This window comes from Longimicrobium terrae, assembly GCF_014202995.1.
GTDB lineage: Bacteria > Gemmatimonadota > Gemmatimonadetes > Longimicrobiales > Longimicrobiaceae > Longimicrobium > Longimicrobium terrae.
In genome coordinates, this window is the sequence record NZ_JACHIA010000016.1 from 100,099 (window position 1) to 118,761 (window position 18,663).

General features: G+C 71.7%; 12 protein-coding genes. 10 read left to right on the plus strand and 2 right to left on the minus strand.

Annotation, left to right across the window (positions count from 1 at the left end):
• Positions 1 to 135: 135 nt before the first annotated feature.
• A complete protein-coding gene (locus tag HNQ61_RS20845; RefSeq protein ID WP_170032683.1) occupies positions 136 to 1,809 on the minus strand; it encodes an RCC1 domain-containing protein in 1,674 nt (557 codons plus the stop codon).
• 457 nt (positions 1,810 to 2,266) lie between these two features.
• Between HNQ61_RS20845 and HNQ61_RS20850 the strand changes: the two genes are divergently transcribed.
• Both HNQ61_RS20850 and HNQ61_RS20855 read left to right on the plus strand, forming a co-directional pair.
• Positions 2,267 to 3,049, plus strand: a complete 783-nt coding sequence (locus HNQ61_RS20850; protein WP_170032681.1) for a DUF4097 family beta strand repeat-containing protein — start codon at positions 2,267 to 2,269, stop codon at positions 3,047 to 3,049.
• A gap of 218 nt (positions 3,050 to 3,267) precedes the next feature.
• Positions 3,268 to 4,554, plus strand: a complete 1,287-nt coding sequence (locus tag HNQ61_RS20855; protein ID WP_170032679.1) for a M20 metallopeptidase family protein — start codon at positions 3,268 to 3,270, stop codon at positions 4,552 to 4,554.
• Between the two features lie 498 nt (positions 4,555 to 5,052).
• On the opposite strand, the gene HNQ61_RS20860 is transcribed toward HNQ61_RS20855, so the two are convergent.
• The gene (locus tag HNQ61_RS20860) at positions 5,053 to 6,036 is read right to left on the minus strand and encodes a hypothetical protein (RefSeq protein ID WP_170032676.1); all 984 of its coding nucleotides are present in this window, start codon (positions 6,034 to 6,036) and stop codon (positions 5,053 to 5,055) included.
• Between the two features lie 697 nt (positions 6,037 to 6,733).
• Here HNQ61_RS20860 and HNQ61_RS29685 point away from each other — a divergent pair.
• The 8 genes from HNQ61_RS29685 to HNQ61_RS20900 all read left to right on the plus strand — a co-directional run bounded on the left by HNQ61_RS29685 (position 6,734) and on the right by HNQ61_RS20900 (position 18,413).
• Positions 6,734 to 8,410 (plus strand): DUF11 domain-containing protein, encoded by a 1,677-nt coding sequence (locus tag HNQ61_RS29685; RefSeq protein ID WP_170032674.1) that lies wholly within the window; start codon positions 6,734 to 6,736, stop codon positions 8,408 to 8,410.
• Between the two features lie 68 nt (positions 8,411 to 8,478).
• Complete coding sequence (locus HNQ61_RS20870) at positions 8,479 to 9,003, plus strand: DUF11 domain-containing protein (protein WP_170032672.1); 525 nt, start codon at positions 8,479 to 8,481, stop codon at positions 9,001 to 9,003.
• A 45-nt stretch (positions 9,004 to 9,048) separates the two neighbouring features.
• Positions 9,049 to 10,272 carry a copper chaperone PCu(A)C gene (locus HNQ61_RS20875; protein WP_170032670.1) on the plus strand — a complete coding sequence of 408 codons (1,224 nt, stop codon included), beginning with the start codon at positions 9,049 to 9,051 and terminating at the stop codon, positions 10,270 to 10,272.
• A 31-nt stretch (positions 10,273 to 10,303) separates the two neighbouring features.
• Positions 10,304 to 15,562, plus strand: coding sequence for an SdrD B-like domain-containing protein (locus tag HNQ61_RS20880; protein WP_170032668.1), 5,259 nt, complete (start codon positions 10,304 to 10,306; stop codon positions 15,560 to 15,562).
• Between the two features lie 567 nt (positions 15,563 to 16,129).
• A complete protein-coding gene (locus tag HNQ61_RS20885; RefSeq protein WP_170032666.1) occupies positions 16,130 to 16,312 on the plus strand; it encodes a hypothetical protein in 183 nt (60 codons plus the stop codon).
• Positions 16,313 to 16,373: 61 nt separating this feature from the next.
• A complete protein-coding gene (locus HNQ61_RS20890) occupies positions 16,374 to 16,652 on the plus strand; it encodes a hypothetical protein (protein WP_170032664.1) in 279 nt (92 codons plus the stop codon).
• A 40-nt stretch (positions 16,653 to 16,692) separates the two neighbouring features.
• Complete coding sequence (gene ygfZ, locus HNQ61_RS20895) at positions 16,693 to 17,829, plus strand: CAF17-like 4Fe-4S cluster assembly/insertion protein YgfZ (RefSeq protein ID WP_170032662.1); 1,137 nt, start codon at positions 16,693 to 16,695, stop codon at positions 17,827 to 17,829.
• A complete protein-coding gene (locus tag HNQ61_RS20900; protein WP_170032660.1) occupies positions 17,829 to 18,413 on the plus strand; it encodes a DUF1802 family protein in 585 nt (194 codons plus the stop codon). Before ygfZ ends, HNQ61_RS20900 begins: the two co-directional genes overlap by 1 nt.
• Positions 18,414 to 18,663: the final 250 nt, after the last annotated feature.

Sequence of the window (18,663 nt, forward strand, 5' to 3'; positions counted from 1 at the left end):
GGTCACGGGGGTTGCACGGAGGTCACGGAGGAACGGATCGCAGGATTCTGGATCAGAGGATGAAAAGCGGCGCGCCCGCATCCCCGAGAGGGATGCGGGCGCGCCGTTTTCATGCAGAAGGTGCCGCCGATCGCGTCAGGGGGCCCAGGTCAGGACACCGGAGACGGCGACGGGGGAAAAGGACGTGGCCGTGGAGTTGTTTCCGAGCTGGCCCTGGGCGTTGTAGCCCCAGCACCGCAGGGAGCCCGCCGCGTTCACGCTGCAGGTGTGGTAGTCGCCGTTGTCGATCTGGGTCACGTTCTGCCCCGCGCCGGGAACCGCTGCCGGGGCATCGCGGTCCTCCTCGGTTCCGTCACCCACTTCGCCGTTGCCGTTGTCTCCCCAGCAGTACGCCGCGCCCGCCGTGGTGATGCCGCACGACGTTTCGCGCCCCGCCGAGGCCCACGCCCATTCCATCTCGCCGTCCACCGGCTGCGGCGTGGAGACATCCGGCGCGGCGCCGTTGCCCAGCCGCCCCGACAAGTCGCTCCCCCAGCACATCGCCACGCCCAGCGAGGTCACGCCGCAGCTGTAGTCCTCCCCCGCCGTCACCGACCGCCACGAGTGGTTGCCCGCCACCAGCACGGGGACGGTGCTGGGCCCGCCGCCGGTGCCCAGCTCGCCCTGGCTGTCGTCGCCCCAGCAGAAGGCGGCGCCGCCCCGGGTGATGCCGCAGCTGTGGTCCGTTCCCGCATCCACCGCGACCCACACGCGCCCGCCGGACACGGGCTCCGGCACGCGCGTGTTGGTCATGTGCCCCACGCCCAGCTGCCCGGCGTTGTTGTCCCCCCAGCAGAACGCCTGGCCGGCGGTGGTCACGCCGCAGGTGTGGCCCGCGCCGGCGTCCATCTGCTGCCAGCTGCGGCCGCCCTCCACGGGCGACGGCACGTTGTTGTCGTCCTCCAGCCCGTCGCCCAGCTGCCCGGTCTGGTTGTCGCCCCAGCAGTACGCCACGTCGTCGCGGGTGATGCCGCAGGTGTGAAAGCGCCCGCCGGCGATGGTGCGCCAGATGTAACCCCGGTCCACCGGCCGGGGCACGCTGTCGGGGGCGCCGCGTCCCAGCTGCCCGTCGTCATTGGGGCCCCAGCAGAAGCCGTCGCCGCTGGGGACGAGGCCGCAGCTGTGAAAGCCGCCCGCCGCCAGCGTGCGGGGCTTGGTGTCGATCATCCGCAGTGCGTTCTGCTGGGGCACGGGCGCGGAGACGTAGACCGAAAAGGCGAACGTCTGCACCGTGGCCGGTACCGAGAACCGCCACTGCCGGGCGGCGCTCGTCTGCTCCGTCGTCAGCCGCTCCACGTAGCGGAAGTAGGGTGCATCGCCGCCCAGGAAGTCGGCGGTTCCGTCTTCGTTGTCCACCTCCACGCTCCCCGTTCCCGACGTCACCGCCGGCCCGCTCGCAAAGAACACCTGAATGCCGCCCGGATCCACCGTGACGCCGTCGGTGGTGCCCATGGGCTGGCCCAGCAGGTTCTGCACAGTGACGTCGGCCTGAAAGATGGCCGAGCCGTCGTAGGCCGTGTTGGCGCTCCCCATCCGCACGTAGACGCCCTGCCCGCCCACGATGAGGTTGGTGCTCACCCCGGCCGCGCCGCCCTGGCCCGGCTCGCAGCGCAGAGAGCGGGCGCGCACGCTGGCGGTGCAGTCCATCCGCACGAGCGGCGCGGGCGCACCCGCTTCCACCGGCGCGACGGGCGTGCTGTCGGCGCACGCGGCCAGCACCGAAAGGACGGCGGCGGCACAGGCGCGCACGGACGGCGAGGGTCTGCGCATGCAATTTTCTGGGAGCGGCGCCGGTGCGGCGCAGAGGAAGGAACCCGCGAGGTTGCTGCTACGGTAGCCCGCCACAGCGCGGACGTCAATCAAATCGGCCGATGGACAGGCCGCCTGCTCTGGCGGCCGTTCCCGCGCACTCTCGTACTTCCGCACTCCGTCCTTGCGTGAGGGATTCGCGCCCGCAGGGCCGAGAACGCGGTGCGCCGCGCCTGGACTTCGCCATCCGCGTTGAAACCCGGGCGCACCGCGGGCTCGGCGCCGTTGGCAACAGCTGTATCGTTGCCTACGGCGCGCGAAGCCCGACCCGGAGCGCAGCGGAGGGGCACGCCCAACCCTTCATCCCTCGATCCTTTCACGCCCGGGACAAACTTCTTCTCTACCGCCTTAAACCATCGCGCCGGACCACGCATCCAATGCCGTGAAGACCAACGACACTGACTACGGGAGAACGACGATGCGGCACGTACGGATGGCGGTGATGGCCGCGCTTGCGGCGGGAATGGGGATGGCCGCGCCCGCGGATGCGCAGCGCGAAGACTTCCGCTGGAGCGGCCAGGTGGCCCGCGGACAGGCCATCGAGGTGCACGGCATCAGCGGCGACGTGGACGCGCGCCCCGCTTCCGGCGATCGCGTGGAAGTGGTGGGCCGCTTCACCGGCCGCGACGCCGACCGCCTGCGCGTGGAAGTGGTGCAGCGCGAGGGCCGCACCATCATCTGCACGGTGTATCCCGGCAACGGCGGCACGGGCCGCGGCACCAGCCCCTGCGGCAACGGCGGTGGCGGCAACGGCCGGATGAACGCCACCGTCAACTACACGGTCCGCGTCCCCGCGGGCGTGCGCCTGGTGGCGTCGACGGTGTCGGGCGACGTGCGCGCGGACGATCTGCGCGGCGACGTGCGCGCCAACACGGTGTCGGGTGACGTGCGGGTGGGCACCTCCGAAACCGCCTCGGCCACCACGGTCAGCGGCGACGTGGACGTGACCTTTGGCGCCATGAGCGGCAACACCACGTTCAGCACCGTCAGCGGCGACGTCACCGTGCGCGCTGGCGACCGCGTGAACGCCGAAGTCACCGCGACCACCGTGTCGGGCGACATCGACGGCGACTTCGGGGTGGAGCGGAACCAGTCGCGCAGCCCCGGCAACCGCACCGCCCACGGGCAGATCGGCCGCGGCGGATCGCGCGTGCGCATCAGCACGGTGAATGGCGACATCAACGTGGAACGCGCGAACTGACCCGCGCGGCGGGACGCGAGAGCGGCGGGCGCATCGCCGGTTTTCACATAGATCGCGGGACCAGAACGGCCCGGGCACGCAGCCCGGGCCGTTCTGCGTTTTCCGTCATCCGCCGGAGCTTCGGGGAGGGACGGCGGATGCGGCGGATTGACTTCCGGGCGGCGGGGACGGATGATACGCACCATCCCGCTTCCCGATCCCCATCCCCCGAGGACCGCATGAGGACCTGCTCGCTGCTCTGGCTGGGCGCGCTCACCCTGGCGCCCGCCGCGGCCCGCGCGCAGAACGCCGACGCGCGCGTCGCCGCCGAGGTGCAGCGCCTGACGCCGCGCATCACCGAAATCCGCCACGACCTGCACCGCAATCCCGAGCTCAGCAACCGCGAGGTGCGCACGGCGGGGATCGTGGCCGCGCACCTGCGCGCGCTGGGGATGGAGGTGCGCACGGGCGTGGCGCACACCGGCGTGGTGGGCGTGCTGCGCGGCGGCCGCCCCGGCCCCGTGATCGCCGTGCGCGCCGACATGGATGCGCTGCCGGTGACGGAAGTGACGCCGTACCCCTTCCGCTCCGTGGCCAAGGGCGAATACCTGGGGCAGCAGGTGGGCGTGGCTCACGCCTGCGGCCACGACGTGCACACCGCCGTGCAGATGGGCGTGGCCACGCTGCTGGCGGGGATGAAGGCGGAACTTCCGGGAACGGTGATCTTCATCTTTCAGCCCGCGGAAGAGGGCGCGCCTCCGGGAGAGGAAGGCGGCGCGGCGCTGATGCTCAAGGAAGGGCTGTTCGCCGACCTCACGCCGCAGGCCGTGTTCGGGCTGCACACGCTGGCGCAGATGGAGGTGGGGCACGTGGGCTACACGCCCGGGCCGGCGATGGCGGCTTCCGACCGCTTCATCGTCACGATCCGCGGGCGGCAGGCGCACGGGGCGACGCCGCAGCTGTCCATCGACCCGGTGGTGATGGCGGCCGAGGCGGTGACGGCGCTGCAGACCATCCGCTCGCGCAGCATGTCGCCCATGGAGCCGGGGGTGCTCACCATCGGCATGATCCGCGGCGGGGAGCGCTTCAACATCATCCCCGATTCGGTGGTGCTGTACGGCACGGTGCGCACCTTCAGCCCCGCCGTGCAGGACCGGGTGGAGGAGCGGATGCGGCAGATTCTGGACGGCGTGACGCGCGCGGGCGGCGGCAGCTTCAGCCTCTCGTACCAGCGCACCACGCCCATGACGGTAAACGACACCACGCTTTCCGCGCGCGTGCAGCCCACGCTTGCCCGGCTGCTGGGGGCGGACAACGTGGTGCAGCTGCAGGCCACCCCGCAGGCGGAGGACTTCGCGTATTACGGACGCACGGCGCCCTCCTTCTTTTACCGGCTGGGGAGCACGGCGCCGGGCACCACCTCCGGCGACCACCACACGCCCACCTTCATGGCCGACGACGCCTCCATCCCCGTCGGCATGCGGGTGATGACAGGCGTGCTGCTGGATTACCTGCGCGGCGCGTAGCCCGCTGGCGCTTCGCGGATGAACATGCCTCCATCGGCCCGGTGTCGATGGAGGCATGTTCTCGTTCACGGCTGGGTCAGACCAGCGCGGACGGCCGTCTCCTTGATCCGCCGTGAGCCGCGAGGCCGAGATGCGGGAGCAACTGAAGTTGCCGCAGCAACTGCGGAAAGTCCCCGAACAGATGGGGGACTTCACCGGCACCAATGTCCCGGAGCCCGGTGTGAATTCTCCCCTCTCCGTGCGTCTGTTTGCACGGGGAGGGGCCGGGGGAGGGGCCTCACAGCCCGGCGATGTGCGACGCCTCGCGCAAATGAACCTGAGTAGGCGGAACCGCGGTTCAAGGCCGAGAACATCGGATCGGGAGAGCAGGTCAACAGCACTCACGCGGGGGCCGCGGGGGGCGCGGAGGTCGCGGGGACGACAAGGGCAGGGTAGGGGATAAGAAAAACGGGCGCCTCACGTGGAGGCGCCCGTTCTTCTGTACGTCGTTCCCGTGGGTCAGCGGCGGCCGCGGCCCTGCCAGCCGCCCTCGTGCTGGCGACCGGCCTCGGGCACGTCGAACTCGCGGTCGGAGGTCTGGCCCAGCACCCCGCCCTCGTTGTACGTGCCGCTGTACATGGACCGCAGCCCCTGGCCGAACTCGTCCAGGTTGGGGCCGCCGGGGTGCCGCGGGCCGCCGCGGAAGCCGGCGTCGTAGTTCCCCCGGCCGCCGCGCGGGCCGAAGTCTGCGCCGTAGCCCGTCCGCATTCCGCCACGGGGCGCGCCGCCCCGCTGCCCGCCGCGTGCGTTCCCGCCCGTCCCGCCGAAACCGCCGGCCGGGCCCTCGAACCCGTTTCCGCGCAGGCCCTGGTATCCGCCGCGCGGCCCCAGGTCCCGCTCGTAGCGGCCGGCACGGTAGCCGGTGTCGCCCGGATGCCGGTTGACGTAGCCGTCGCGCATGCCGCCCCGCTGCGCGTCGCCCCGGTAGCCGCCGCGCACGTCGTCCTCGTCGCCCCAGCCGCGGTTCTCCACGATGCCGCCCAGCGAGCCGGAGCCGCTCATGCGCGCGGGGTCGAAGCCGCGGTCGCCCACGTCGTCCCATCCGCGGTCGGTATAGTCCATTCCGCCGCGCCGCGGGCCGCGGTTGAACCCGCTGTCGTACCGGTCCGACGTTCCGCCGCGCAGCCCGCCGCTGTGGTACGGCTGAATCGGCTGCGGCGCGCTGGTGAACCCGCCGCGCGGTCCGCCCGCCTGCGGACCGCGGTTCTGCCCGCCCTGAAAGCCGCCCTGGTAATGGCCGCCGAACTCGGTGCGCAGGCTGTTCTCCTGCCGCCCGCCCGCGTTCTGCTGCTCGCGAAACGCCGCCCGGCTGCCGCCGAACCCGTGGTTGCGGGTGTTGGGCGCGTCCTGGTGCTGAATGAAGCCCGGTCCGTCGTCGCCGCCGGTGACCCGGTCCCAGAGTCCGCGCGCCCGGTCAAAAATCTCGCGTCCGCCACGTGGCATGATGTCGATCTCCTGCGTGCCTGGTCCGCCGCGCCGGGGCACTTCCCCGACGGAAATGGAGGACCGCACAGTCGCAAATGGCACGCCGCCGTCCGCGCATCCACGTTCGCCGCTTGGTGATGGATGACGCGCCGCCTCGTGCCGAAGACGCTCATCGGAGAAGAACGCGCCGTCCGGCCGACACACTCCAGAGCGGCTCTCACCCCGGACCGGCGCACCCGGCCGGTCATTCCCCACGGCCGGACGGAGAGAGTTGTCGGAGGCGGAGCGCCCCCATCCCCGATAAACATTTGCGGCGCGGCGGGGAACGCGATGTCCCCTGGGGTGCGGAGTCGCGGATCGGGAACCGGAGCGTGTTTCCAAACGGGAACACGTGCTCGCGGGCTACTTTCAACAATCCTTGTAAGCTGTTGCAGGATACCTGTTTACGTGGAAGGCTAAATTGGTATGTTCGTTGCCTTTTTCCGGCGGCGAAGCGGGGCGGGTCTGGGCCATCTCCCAGCGCCCCCACTGTGTTGAAGCTCGTGCCCGCCTTGCGGCCCCACCGATTGCTTCGCCCGGCTCACGTTCCAACTGACGCGATTTTTCCTTGTTCTCCGCGGCTTTCTCACGATTCGACGGGATGACTTTCCGGTCCGGCGCAGTGCGCCCGGGCCGGCAGTCCCGCGCGTGGGGCCGTGGAGCCGCGACCGGGGGCGTGTTCCGCATCGGGAACGCGGGCCGCGCCGCGGGGCTGCTGATCGTCATCATCGGCCTGCTGGTTTCCTCCCCCGCCGCGGCGCAGGTGCTTACGCTGGCCCGGCAGCACGAGGGCACCATCGACTACGTGGCCGTCGGCAACACGCACCGCACCGGCAGCAACAGCGGCGACGCCTGCGCGGTGGCCAACAGCAGCACCGCCAACGTCGCCATCCCCACGGGGTCCACCCTGGTGGCCGCCTACCTGTACTGGGCCGGCAGCGGCACCACGACCGACGCGTCGGTGACGCTGGCCCGTCCGTCCGGCGGAGCGGTGACCGTCAACGCCGAAGTCACCTCCGTCAGCACGTATCCGTACAACGGCAACAACCTGCGCTACTTCGGCGGGTTCGTGGACGTCACGGCGCAGTGGCGCGGCAACGGCACCTACGGCGTGAGCAACTTCACCGTCAGCACCGGAAACCCGTACTGCGACGTGGAGGGCGTGGCCAAGGGGTGGGCGATGTTCGTGGTCTACAGCAACCCCGCCTTTCCCGTCCGCCGCATTCAGCTGCGCCACGGCCTGCGCGCGTTCCGCCAGGCCACGGAAAGCGTGAACCTGACCAACTTCATGGCGGCGGACGAGCCCGAGGCGCGCGTCACCTTTCTGCTGTACGAAGGCGACGCCGAAATCGCGGGCGACGCACAGTATCCCGAGCAGCTGCTGTTCAACGGATCGCCGTTCAGCGACGGGCTGAACCCGGCGGCCAATCCGTACAACTCCACCATCAACACCACCGTTCCGGGCCGCAGCAACGTATACGGCGTGGACCTGGACACCTACAACGCCTCCTCGTACTTCACGCCGCGCGCGCGCACGGCGGCCGTGGCGCTGTCGGCCGGCGGCGACATGGTGGTGCTGCAGACCATTCTCACCTCGCTGTCGGTGTCGCTCGTCAACGTGACGCCGGATGGCCTGACGGTGGAGGAAAGCCGGCTGCCGGGCCGTTACTCCCGCCAGTTCACGGTGGAGAACGTGTCGCTGACCGGCGACAACGCGGACCTGCTCTCATCGGTCACCGCCCCCGCCGGGCTGATGGTGCTGGACTCCATCACCGGCCCGGGCGTAACGCGGGGAACGCGCGGCGACAGCGCGCGGGTCTTTCTGGCCTCCGGCGCCACGCTGAACGTGCTGGTGTGGTACACGGTTCCGGTGGGCACCGGGGCGCCCGGCCTCATCAACCTGCAGGCGCGCTCCGCCACCTATCCCACGCTGGCGCCCGCGCAGGACACCGGCTACACGCAGATGCGCCGGGTGGCCCCGCGGCTCACCATCACCAAGGGCGTCACCCCGGCCAACACGCTGTCACCGGGAACGGATCTCACCTACGCCATGCAGGTCAGGAACGTGGGCGAGTTCGCCGCCCGCGGCGTGGTGGTGACGGATTCCGTGCCCCCGCAGGTGGCCTTCAAGCTGGCTTCCGTCACCCAGGCGCTGCCGGCCGGCGTGACCGCGGTGGCCGCGTACAGCAGCGACGGCGTCACCTTTGGATACACGCCGGTGGCCGGCGGCTGCGGCGCTCCCGTGGGATACGACGCCTGCGTGCGCCGGCTGCGCTGGACCCTGACCGGAGACCTGGCCGCGGGCACCTCGCCCCCGGCCGCCAACTTCACCTTTGTCGCGCGAATCCGCTGACCCTCCGCGCGGGACAGGCGGCTTTCGCGCCCGCCCCCGCGCTGTGCCACTCACAAGGAACGAGAACGATGAAGTCTGTGATTTCGCGCCTGAGTGCGCTCGCGCTGGTTCTGTTCTTCGCCATGCCCCTGCGGGCGCAGGGCGGAACCCCGTCGCCGCTGTCGGTGACGGTGGAAAACCGCACCGCGCAGGCCGAGGCGGCCCGCGGGTCCACGCGCCGCGACGCCACGGCGCGCCCGGGCGACGTGCTGCGGTACCGGCTGGCGTTCCGCAATCCGGGGTCGTCCCCGATTCGCGGCGTGACGCTGGCCAACCCTCTCGCCGGCGGAATGCGCCTGGTGGACGCGTCGACGCGCGCCAGCCGCACCGACGCGCGGGTGGAGTTTTCGGCCGATGGCGGGCGGACGTTTGCCGCCCAGCCCTCGGAGATGGTGACGAACGAGCAGGGACAGCGGGTGCGGCGCCCGATCCCCGCCGAGCGGTTCACGCACGTACGATGGACGGTGGATGGTCAGGTGGCGCCGGGCGCCACGGTCACCGCCGAGTTTGACGCCCGTGTGGCGGGTGCCCCTGCGCCCGCCGCCCGGCCGTAAGGTTTTCCCCTTTCCCTACCCAATTTTCCGAGAGGACCAACACCGATGAAGACCCTGAGGCGGGCCGCGCTCGCCGCACTCCTGCTGGCGCCCGTGGCGCTGGTGAAGCCGGCCAGCGCACAGCTGACTCCCGAAGGCACCGTGATCACCAACACGGCCACGGCGAGCTGGACGGACGCGAACAACAACACCTACGCCAACGTCACCGCGTCGGCGTCGGTCACCGTGGGCTACCTGGCCAACCCCGACGTGGCGTCGCCCGCGACCGTCACCCCGGCGTCGCCCAGCACGGGCAATGAACTGCCGTTCACCATCACCAACAGCGGCAACGGCGTCGACAGCGTCACCGTGGCCACGACGGCCGGCACCGGCGTCACCATCACCGGCTACAAGCTGGGCAGCACCACCTATCCCACGCTGGCGGCGCTGAACGCGGCGCTCGCGGTCACCAGCGTGCCGGCCAACGGCACCGTGACGGTTACCGTGGTCTACACCGTGGCCCCGGGCCGCGGCGGACAGACGACGCCGGTGACCCTGACGGCCACGTCGCGCCGGGTGACCACCACGTCGGACGCGTCCACCACCAACGTGATTCCCCCGGTGGCCGGCGGCGCCGGAACCACGGTGGAAGGCGGCGCTTCGTCCAACGCCACCGTGTACCGCCTGCCCAGCAACGGCACCGGCTACTCGGCCACGTACACGCTCACCAACACCGGCAACGCGAGCGACACGTACTCGCTGGTTCCGGCCAGCAGCAACGGCGCGGTCGTCACGCTGGGCACCATGACGGGCACGGGCGTGAGCGGCGGGCAGGTCACCATTCCGGCGGGCGGCAGCGTCACCATCACGGTGAACTACACCGTCTCGCAGGTTCCGGCCGGCTCCACCAGCAACATCACGCTGACCTCCACCTCGGGGAACAACTCCGCGGTCACCACCACCGGCACCGTGACGGTCATCGTCATCCGCGCCGCGCTGACCATGACCAAGCAGGCGTTCCGCGACAACCAGACGACGGCCGTCTCGGGCACCGTGCTGCCGGGCGAGTACATCTGGTACCGCATCACCGTCACCAACGCCGGCGGCGCCGCCGCGGCCACCGTCGCGGTCAGCGATCCGCTGCCCTCGCAGGTGACGTACGTCAGCACCGCGACCGACGCCGCGGGATGGACGATCACCGAGACCTCCGGCACCGTGAGCGCGAGCCTGACGGGCACGCTGGCGCCGGCCGCGTCGCGGTACTTCTGGATCCGCGTCCGCGTCAAGTAACGCGAATCCCACCTACCGGCTGATCACGGGAATGCGCTTCCTTTCGCGCTCGGGCATGGACGGCACCAGCCGCCGGCGGACTTCGGTCCGCCGGGGGCTGGCGCTCGCCCTCGTGCTCGCCCTGGCCCCCGCGGCTCGCGCCGCGGCCCAGGTTCCCGTCACGCAGCCGGTGGTGAACCGGGCCACCGCCACCTACCAGGGGGATGGTGACACCGTGCGCGCCCGGCTGGACGCCGAGGCCACGGTGACGGTGACCCGCACGGCGGGGGTGGCGATCACGCCTCCCCGCGCCGCGGTAATGGCTCCCGGATCGCGGCGCGTGCTCGCGCACGTGCTGCAGAACCTGGGGAACGGGGCGGACCGGTTCACCCTGTCGGTGCGTGCACCGGCGGGGTGGACGGCCCTCCTGCTGCAGGACCTGAACGGGAACGGCGCCCTGGACGAGGGTGAGCCGGCGATTGCCGCGCCGCTCGCGGCCGAAGCGGGCGCCGCCGTCCCCGTGCTGCTGGTGATTGACGCCCCCGCCGACGCGGCGGACGGCGAAATGACGGTGCAGGTGCAGGCCGTGAGCATGGCGGCCGCCGAGGCGCAGTCCTCGGTGACGGACCGGCTGACGGTGCGTACGCCGGCGGCCTCGCTGGCGCTGGACAAGCGGGTGGACCGCGCCTCCGCCGCCCGCGGCGACACGCTGGTCTACACGATTTCGTATGAGAACGCGGGCGACGCGGTCGCCCCGGCCGTTCTCCTTTCCGACACCCTTCCCGCCGGCGCGCGGCTGGTTCCCGGCTCGGTCCGCTGGAACGGCGCGGCGCTTTCCGACGCGGAAGACGGCGACGCGGGCACGGCGGACCGCGTGGACGGCGGCCGCGACCGCCTGCGCGTCGCGCTGGGTGCCGTGGAGCCCGCGGCCAAGGGAACGATCGCCTTCCGCGCCGTGGTGGCGGCGGACGCCGATCCCACGGTGCTGGCCAACGTGGCCTCGCTGTCCTCCGGGACGACGACGGTCGTCTCCACCCCCGCGGTCACCGACCTGGGCCGCCCCGCGCTGCAGCTGAGCAAGACTAAGATCAGCGCCGACAGCGTGGCGTACGGACAGTCGGTGGCGTGGGCCATCCGCGTGAGCAACTCGTCGGACCGGTACGCGGCCCGCGGCGTCGTCATCACCGACACGCTGCCGGAGGGGCTGGTCCCCGTAAGCGGCGGGCCGGACGCGGTGATCACCGGGCAGGTGGTGCGCTGGACGCTGGGCGAGCTGGCCGCGGGCGCCGCGCGCGAGGTGGAGGTCACCGCCCGCGTGAACGAGTCCGGCCGCGGCGCGCCCCTCGTCAACCGCGCCTGGGCCGGCGCCGAGAACGCCGACGGGGTGAGCGCCAGCTCGCTTCCCATCATCGTGGAGCAGCCCACCGGCGGCGAGCTGGAAATCAGCAAGACCTCTTCCGCGCTGGAAGCGTCGCTGGGCGAAGCCATCCCCTACACCATCACCCTGCGCAACCGCGGCCTGGCCCCGCTGCGCAACATCATGGTGACGGACGAGCTTCCCGAGGGCGCGCGGCTGGTGCGCGAGGGCGTGGCCGGCGCCGACTCCATCCAGATGGAAGGGCGGATGGTTCGGTTCTTCGTGGCCGGCCCGCTGTGGCCCACGCCGGAAATCACCATCCGCTACTCGCTGGTGATGGCCACGGCGCCGCGCGGCGGCACGCGGGTGGGCAACCACGCCTGGGCCCAGGCCGACAACGGGCGCATCTCCAGCGACACGGCCACCGCGTGGGTGCGCCTGCGGCAGGGGCAGCCGATGGAAAGCCGCACCCTGATCGGCAAGGTGTGGATCGACCGCGACGGCGACGGACGCCAGGGCGCGGGCGACCAGGGCGTAGAGGGCGTGGAAGTGTGGAGCGCCAGCGGCGAGGTCGTGACGACCGACGCGCAGGGCCGCTTCAGCTTCCCCGACCTGCGCCGCGGCGGCCACGTGCTGCGCCTGGACACGCTGAGCCTGCCCCGCGGCGCGCGGCTGGCCCCCGGGTCCGCCATGGACGTGCGCGTTCAGGTGGATGGATGGACGATGCCCACCGCCGGCTTCCGCCTGGTGCCCGGCACGGAGCCCGTCGTCGCGGCGGCGGGCGGCGGCGGCGCCGCGGCCCCGTCCACCTCGCCGGAGCCGGTCCCCGCGACGGTGGCCCCGCTGTGGAGCGAGGCGGCGCGCGGCGACCAGGAGCGCCAGTCCATGGTTGCCGGCCCGGGGATCCGCATCACCGCGCCCATGGATGGGGCGATCGTCGTCACCAACCGCATGAACGTGCGGCTGCAGGGCGAGCCCGGCGCGGCCGCCCGCCTGTACGCCGGCGAGCGGATGGTGGGCGAGGGCGTGCTGCGCCCGGACGGCTCGATGGACTTCGTGGGGCTGGAGATGGACGCCGGCCCCGGCCGCCTGCGCGCGTGGACCAGGAACTCGTGGGGCCAGGAGCGCTGGGACAGCGTGGCGGTGCACCGCTCCGGCGCGCCCCACAGCCTGGAGGCGGTGGGCGGCCCCGTGCAGCTGCGCGCGGAAGACCGCCGCCCCACGCCGGTGCGGGTCCGGGTGCTGGACGAGTGGGGCGTCCCCGTGGCGGACGGCCCGCAGGTGACGGCCGAAGCGGTGGGCGCCATGCTGGGCGGTGAGGACGCGGACGGCAGCTCGCAGGGGTGGCAGGGACGCGCGGGGGTGGACGGCGTGGTCGCGCTGCCGCTGCGCGCGGGGTCGCTGATCGGCGCGGGCGAGCTGCGGATCCGCTCCGCCAAGGCCACGCTGACGCTGCCGTTGACGGTGCTGCCCACGACGCGGCCGCTGATCGCCACCGGCGCGGTGCAGGTGGGTGTGGGCGCGGCGCCGGAAAGCTACGGCGCCATGGTGGTGCGCGGGGCGCTGGACGCGCAGACCGCGGTGAGCGTGACCTACGACTCGCGCCGCCAGGACGGCGACACCGAGTTCTTCGGGCGCGGCTACGATCCGTCGGAAGACGGCCGCTATCCCACGCTGGGCGACGAGAGCGACCGGCGCACCTTCGGGTCGTCGACGCAGGCGCTGTCGGCGCGGGTGGAGCGCGGGTTGAACTGGGTGGAGATGGGCGACGTGGCCACGGGCGACTTCAGCGGCAGCGAGCGGCTGGGCGGCTACGGCCGCTCGCTCACCGGCGCCGCGGCGCGCGTGGGCACCGGCGCCGTGGTGTGGCGCGCCTTCGGCAGCCTGACGGACCAGGCGCTTTCGCAGGCGCAGCTGGAGGCCGACGGCACCAGCGGCCCCTACCGCTTCGGCGGGCGGGTGCGGCCGGGCACGGACCGCATCGCCGTGGAAGTGCGCGACCGCGACAACGCCGCGCGCCTGCTGCGCCGCGACGAGCTGCTGCGCTTCTACGACTACCAGATCGACTACCGCACCGGCGAAGTGATGCTGAGCCGCGCGGTTCCGTCGCGCGACGCGTACGGAAACCCGGTGTACGTGGTCGCCCTGCTGGAGCGCCGTTCCGGCGGCGAGTCGCGCTTCGTGGGCGGGCTGCGGATGGAGACGGACGCCGCCCGGCTGATGCCGCGGCTGGGCGCCGACTCGCTGGGCGTGGCCTTCTTTGGGGTGCACGACGGCACGGGGACGGCCGGCGAAGGGCTGCAGGCGCTGGGCGCCTCGCCCTCGGACCTGTTCGGCGCGGAAGTGCGCATGCGCCGCGGCGGGCTGCTGTTCGGCGGCGAGATCCTGAGCGCGCGCGGCGACAGCAGCTCGGTGGCCGGCCAGGCGCACCTGCGCTGGGAGATTCCGGGCGACCACATGGCCGTGAGCGCCGAGTGGCTGCGCGTGGGCGACGGCTTCGCCAGCAGCATGAACCCGCGCCTGCGTTCGGGGCTCGAGGAGCTGCGCCTGGGCGCGGAGCTGCGGATTACGGATGACGCGCGGCTGCGGCTGCGGCACGAGCGGCAGAACTTCCGCGAGTACGACGTGCAGCGGCAGAGCACCACGCTGACGGCCGAGCAGAAGGTGGCCGGCCGCCGCGTGACCGCCGAGGCGGGGATGCTGAGCGACGCGCAGGGCGCGGCGGGCACCTCGTCCGTGGCGCTGGGCCGCGCCACGCTGGCGCTGACCCCCACGACGGACGTGTGGCTGGAGGGCAGCCGCCCGCTGGAAAACCCGGAATCGGGCGCCACGCGGCCGGAGCAGATCGGCGTGGGCGCGTCGCAGCTGATCGTGCCCGGCGTGCGGATGGAAGGCAACTGGCGCCGCGCGCGGATGGCGCCGGACTCGGCCGCCTACGCCATCGCCGGGCTGACGCTCAAGACCGACATCGGCTTCGGGGCGCGGGCCATGGCGGGGGTGGAGCGGATGGAAGCCGGCGAGGCGCGCCACGCCGCGGTGCTGGGGTGGAATCAGTCGCTGGCGCTGGGCGGCGGCTGGACGGTGAACGGGATCATGGAGCGCCGCTTCGGGCTGGACCGCGCGCCGCTGGTGGACCCGGTGCGCTCGCTTCCGTTCGCGCACCAGGAGCAGGAGCGCTGGGCCGGCTCGCTGGGGCTGGACCTGCTGCCGACGGTTGGCCCGCGGATGAGCAGCCGCGCCGAGTTCCACGACGGCGACCAGCGCAGCGGATGGCGCTTCGACCTGGGCGGCGACATGGCGCTGGGCCGCAACGGCGCGCTGCTGACCCGGCACGACTGGTACGAAGACAACCGCAAGGACGCGGCGGCCGGCGAGGAGATGACGCGCAGCGAGCGCTCCATGCTGGGCGTGGCGGTGCGGCCGGCGGGCTCGGACGCGTGGAACGTGCTCACCAAGCTGGAGTGGCGCTTCGCGGAGAACCCGCTGGCGGGAACGGTGCTGGCCGGCGCGCGCACGGAGCAGCGGATGATCGCGGCCACGGACGCCGTGTGGGCGCCGCTGGAAGGGTGGACCGTGGCCGGCCGCTACGCGCTGCGCCTGACGACGGCGCGCGACACGGTGGAGACCACGGGAACGCTGCGGTCCACGGCGCAGTTCGTGGGCGGGCGGCTGGAGCGCGACCTGCTGGGCAACCTGCGCGGGCGCATGGACGGGCGGCTGCTGGCGGAAGGCATCACCGGCGCGCGCCGGTGGAGCCTGGCGCCGTCGCTGACCATGGGGTTCAAGGGCGGGCTGGAGATCGAGGGCGGGTACCGCTTCGGCACGCTGGAAGACGCGGACTTCGCCAACTACGGCAAGCGCGGGCTGTTTGCGGTGCTGGGCCTGCGGTTCACGGAAGGCTCCCTCGCCACCGCCGCCGACTTCTGGCGCGAGCGCATCCGCAAGGATTTCTGAGGCTGAACGGAGGGGGATTGCCGCTGTGAGGCCCCTCCCCGGCCTCTCCCCGTGCAAACAGACGCACGGGAAGGGGAGAACGGCGACTCAGTTCGATTTCGGATGCTGACGTGCCGCCGGAGAGGGCCCCCTCCCCCCAGCCCCCTCCACCCGCTCCGCGGGAGAGGGGGAGCCGTTCGGCTCGGCGGCGGGTTCGATGCGTGACCTCCACGCAGGAGGCGGCACGTTCCCTCTGTCTTCCACGCCAAATCATGTCATCCTGAGGAGGCGCCGGCCGTTCTCCGCCCGCGCGCCGAAACCATGGCGCCGACGAAGGATCTACTTTCCGCCGAGCCAACTACGCGGGACGCGCCGCACCATCCCCACAATGCAGTTGAAGCCCCGAACCGGATGCGCCAGCAGCCGGTGTCGGGGCTTTCCGCTTTTGGAGCGGCGGATTTATTCGCTCAGGATCGCGCGCGGCACGCGAGAATCTGTTCTTCACGCCGAACTCATCCACTCCCATCCGGCGGTCGCCATCCGCCATCCGCCATCCGCCATTGATGGTTGATCGATCATCGATCATCGATGACCGCCATCGTCGTCCGCGATCCGTCGATCACCGTCCGCCGTTCCGATCCGCATCCCGCCACCAACCGATCGACAATCCGTCATCGATGGACAACCGGGACCAACCATCATCCGCCACCACCCGTCATCCTCATCGATCCCCCACATCTTCCTGATGCGCGCGCGTTGCAGCGGGTTTGACGCGCGGGTTATCTTTTCCCTTTCGGCAGACGGACTCAACGCGCACCGGCAGAACGGCTCAATGGCAATCTCCCGAAGCTCCTCCTGGAAGGAGCACCGGCTGGCAGACCGCCTCGCGTGCGGCGGCACGGAATACAGCGTGGACCTGGTGGCCCGAAAGGCAACCGGCGTCGAAGGTTGGAAGGTCACCATCATCTTTCTGCCGCGCGGCGAAGGGCAGGAGATCAAGGTGGATCTGCCCAACGCGGCATCCACGGCGGACGTCCGGCGCCTGGTGACGGAATACGAGGGTGCGGATGACCGTCTGCGCACCCTGTGCGAAGGCGCGCCGCAGGCGTGACGATCGTCCGCCGGGCAACTCGAGGGGGAAGGGAATCACGATGACGGATACGACCATTCCCGCCACGGTGTCGCCGCTGCGCGCGCCGCTGGAAGCCGCCGGCGCGCGCTGGGCCGAGGTCGCCGGCCGCGAGGTGGTCCGCCACTTTGGCGATGCCGCCGCGGAATACCAGGCCGTGCGCCAGACCGCCGGCTTTGCGGAGCGGGCGGATCGCGCGCGCTTTCGCCTGTGGGGCAAGGACCCCGCGCGCATGCTGCACGGGCTGATCACCAACGACCTGCTCAAGGCGCCCGCCGGCCAGGGCGTCTACGCCGCCATGCTCACGCCCAAGGGCCGCACCCTGGCCGACTTGCGCGCCTTTCGCCGCGACGTGGATGGCGCGGCGGAGCTCATCGTCGACATCGCGCGCGAGGCGCTGGAGGGCACGCGCGACCACCTCAAGAAGTTCGTTCCGCCCATGTTCGCCAAGTGGGCCGAGGCGACGGATTCGTTGATCGAGATCGGCGTGTACGGCCCGCGCTCGGCGGAACTGCTCGCCGCGGTGCTGGGCACGGAGATCCCGGCGGACCTGGCGGAAGACGCCTTCGTGGAGCCGGAGTTCGCGGGCGCGCGCCTGCTGGTTGCCGCCACGCGCGAGGCGGGGCTGGAGGCGGGCTTCGACGTGTTCGTCCCCGCGGAGCAGGCCGCCGCGCTGTGGGCGGCTCTCGCGGAGCACGGGACGGCCATCGGCGCGCGACCTGTCGGCTTCGGTACGCTGGAGACGCTGCGCATCGAGGCCGGTCGCCCCCGCTACGGCATCGACATCACCGAGGAGACCATTCCCACCGAGGCGTACCAAGAGGCGGGACTGATGGAGCGCGCCATCTCCTTTACCAAGGGGTGCTACACGGGGCAGGAAGTCATCATCCGCATCGCGCACCGGGGACACGTTAACCGCCACCTGCGCGGCCTGCTGCTGGCGGATTCCGCCGCGCCCTCACCGCGTACCCCGCTCTTCAACCCGGAGAACGGGCGCGAGTCGGGGTGGGTGACGAGCGCGGCCTTTTCGCCAAGGATGGGGCAGACCATCGCCATGGGCTACGCGCGACGTGAACTGGAACCCGGCGCCACGGTCCGCCTGGGCGCGGCGGACGGGCCGGAAGCGCGCGTCGTGGCCCTGCCGTTCGGGAGGGAGTGATGGAAACGAGCAACCGTTCGGCGCTCAAGGAGTGGTCGGTGGTGGATGAGGCGCTCGCGGCCGGGCGCCTGTCGCTGCTGGTGCGAAAGGGCGGCATCCATGAAAAGACGGGCGAGTTCGGCGTGGATCACCGCGAGTTCTGGATCTTTCCCACGGGATGGCACCAGAACCCGGCGGATCTGGCAGAGGAATTTCACCCGCTGCTGTCGGGAACGGGACCGGAGTCGCGCGACAGAATTCCTTTTCGCGTCTACTGCGTGGTGGAAGACGTGTGGCGGATCGCGACGCCGGAGGCGCTGGACCGCATTCAGGGGCTTCATCCTCTGGCGCCACCGGCCGCGCACGCGCGGTTCGCGTATCGCGGCAAGCCGTTCGTGCACGCCATGCTGGTGCGCGCGTACCGCCTCTCCGAGCCGGTCGCCCTGCCGGACCTGAACCGGTACGAGGGATGTGTGTCGTGGGTGGAACTGGAGCAGGCACTCCCCACGCACGAACTGCTTCCGGTGATGGCGGACAGCGCGTTCGACGCGGTACGTCGCGAGATCGAGGCGCGGCTGGGCACCGACGGCGTGGTGCGTCTGTAGGTCGATGGAGTACGCCCCTGCGGAGAGGGAGCGTCGGCGCGGGATCAGAATCCGGCGTGTGCGGCGGCGCTCATCCGGCGGTTGAAACCGCGCCTCGAAGGACACGAAGTCCGCCTGCGCGGACTGAGCCTGAGACTGTAGTGGTTGATCTCCAATGCAGTTGAAGCCCCGACACGGCGCCTGTGGGCGTCGTGTCGGGGCTTCCCGCTTTTTGAGCGGCGGATTTATTCGCTCAGGGAGGTCTGCGGCT

Excerpts from the sequence above, each read along its gene's own strand:
- HNQ61_RS20845 (WP_170032683.1), bottom strand. The coding sequence starts at position 1,809 with ATGCGCAGACCCTCGCCGTCCGTGCGCGCCTGTGCCGCCGCCGTCCTT.
- HNQ61_RS20850 (WP_170032681.1), top strand. The coding sequence starts at position 2,267 with ATGCGGCACGTACGGATGGCGGTGATGGCCGCGCTTGCGGCGGGAATG.
- HNQ61_RS20855 (WP_170032679.1), top strand. The coding sequence starts at position 3,268 with ATGAGGACCTGCTCGCTGCTCTGGCTGGGCGCGCTCACCCTGGCGCCC.
- HNQ61_RS20860 (WP_170032676.1), bottom strand. The coding sequence starts at position 6,036 with ATGCCACGTGGCGGACGCGAGATTTTTGACCGGGCGCGCGGACTCTGG.
- HNQ61_RS20870 (WP_170032672.1), top strand. The coding sequence starts at position 8,479 with ATGAAGTCTGTGATTTCGCGCCTGAGTGCGCTCGCGCTGGTTCTGTTC.
- HNQ61_RS20875 (WP_170032670.1), top strand. The coding sequence starts at position 9,049 with ATGAAGACCCTGAGGCGGGCCGCGCTCGCCGCACTCCTGCTGGCGCCC.
- HNQ61_RS20880 (WP_170032668.1), top strand. The coding sequence starts at position 10,304 with ATGCGCTTCCTTTCGCGCTCGGGCATGGACGGCACCAGCCGCCGGCGG.
- HNQ61_RS20885 (WP_170032666.1), top strand. The coding sequence starts at position 16,130 with ATGACCGCCATCGTCGTCCGCGATCCGTCGATCACCGTCCGCCGTTCC.
- HNQ61_RS20890 (WP_170032664.1), top strand. The coding sequence starts at position 16,374 with ATGGCAATCTCCCGAAGCTCCTCCTGGAAGGAGCACCGGCTGGCAGAC.
- ygfZ (WP_170032662.1), top strand. The coding sequence starts at position 16,693 with ATGACGGATACGACCATTCCCGCCACGGTGTCGCCGCTGCGCGCGCCG.
- HNQ61_RS20900 (WP_170032660.1), top strand. The coding sequence starts at position 17,829 with ATGGAAACGAGCAACCGTTCGGCGCTCAAGGAGTGGTCGGTGGTGGAT.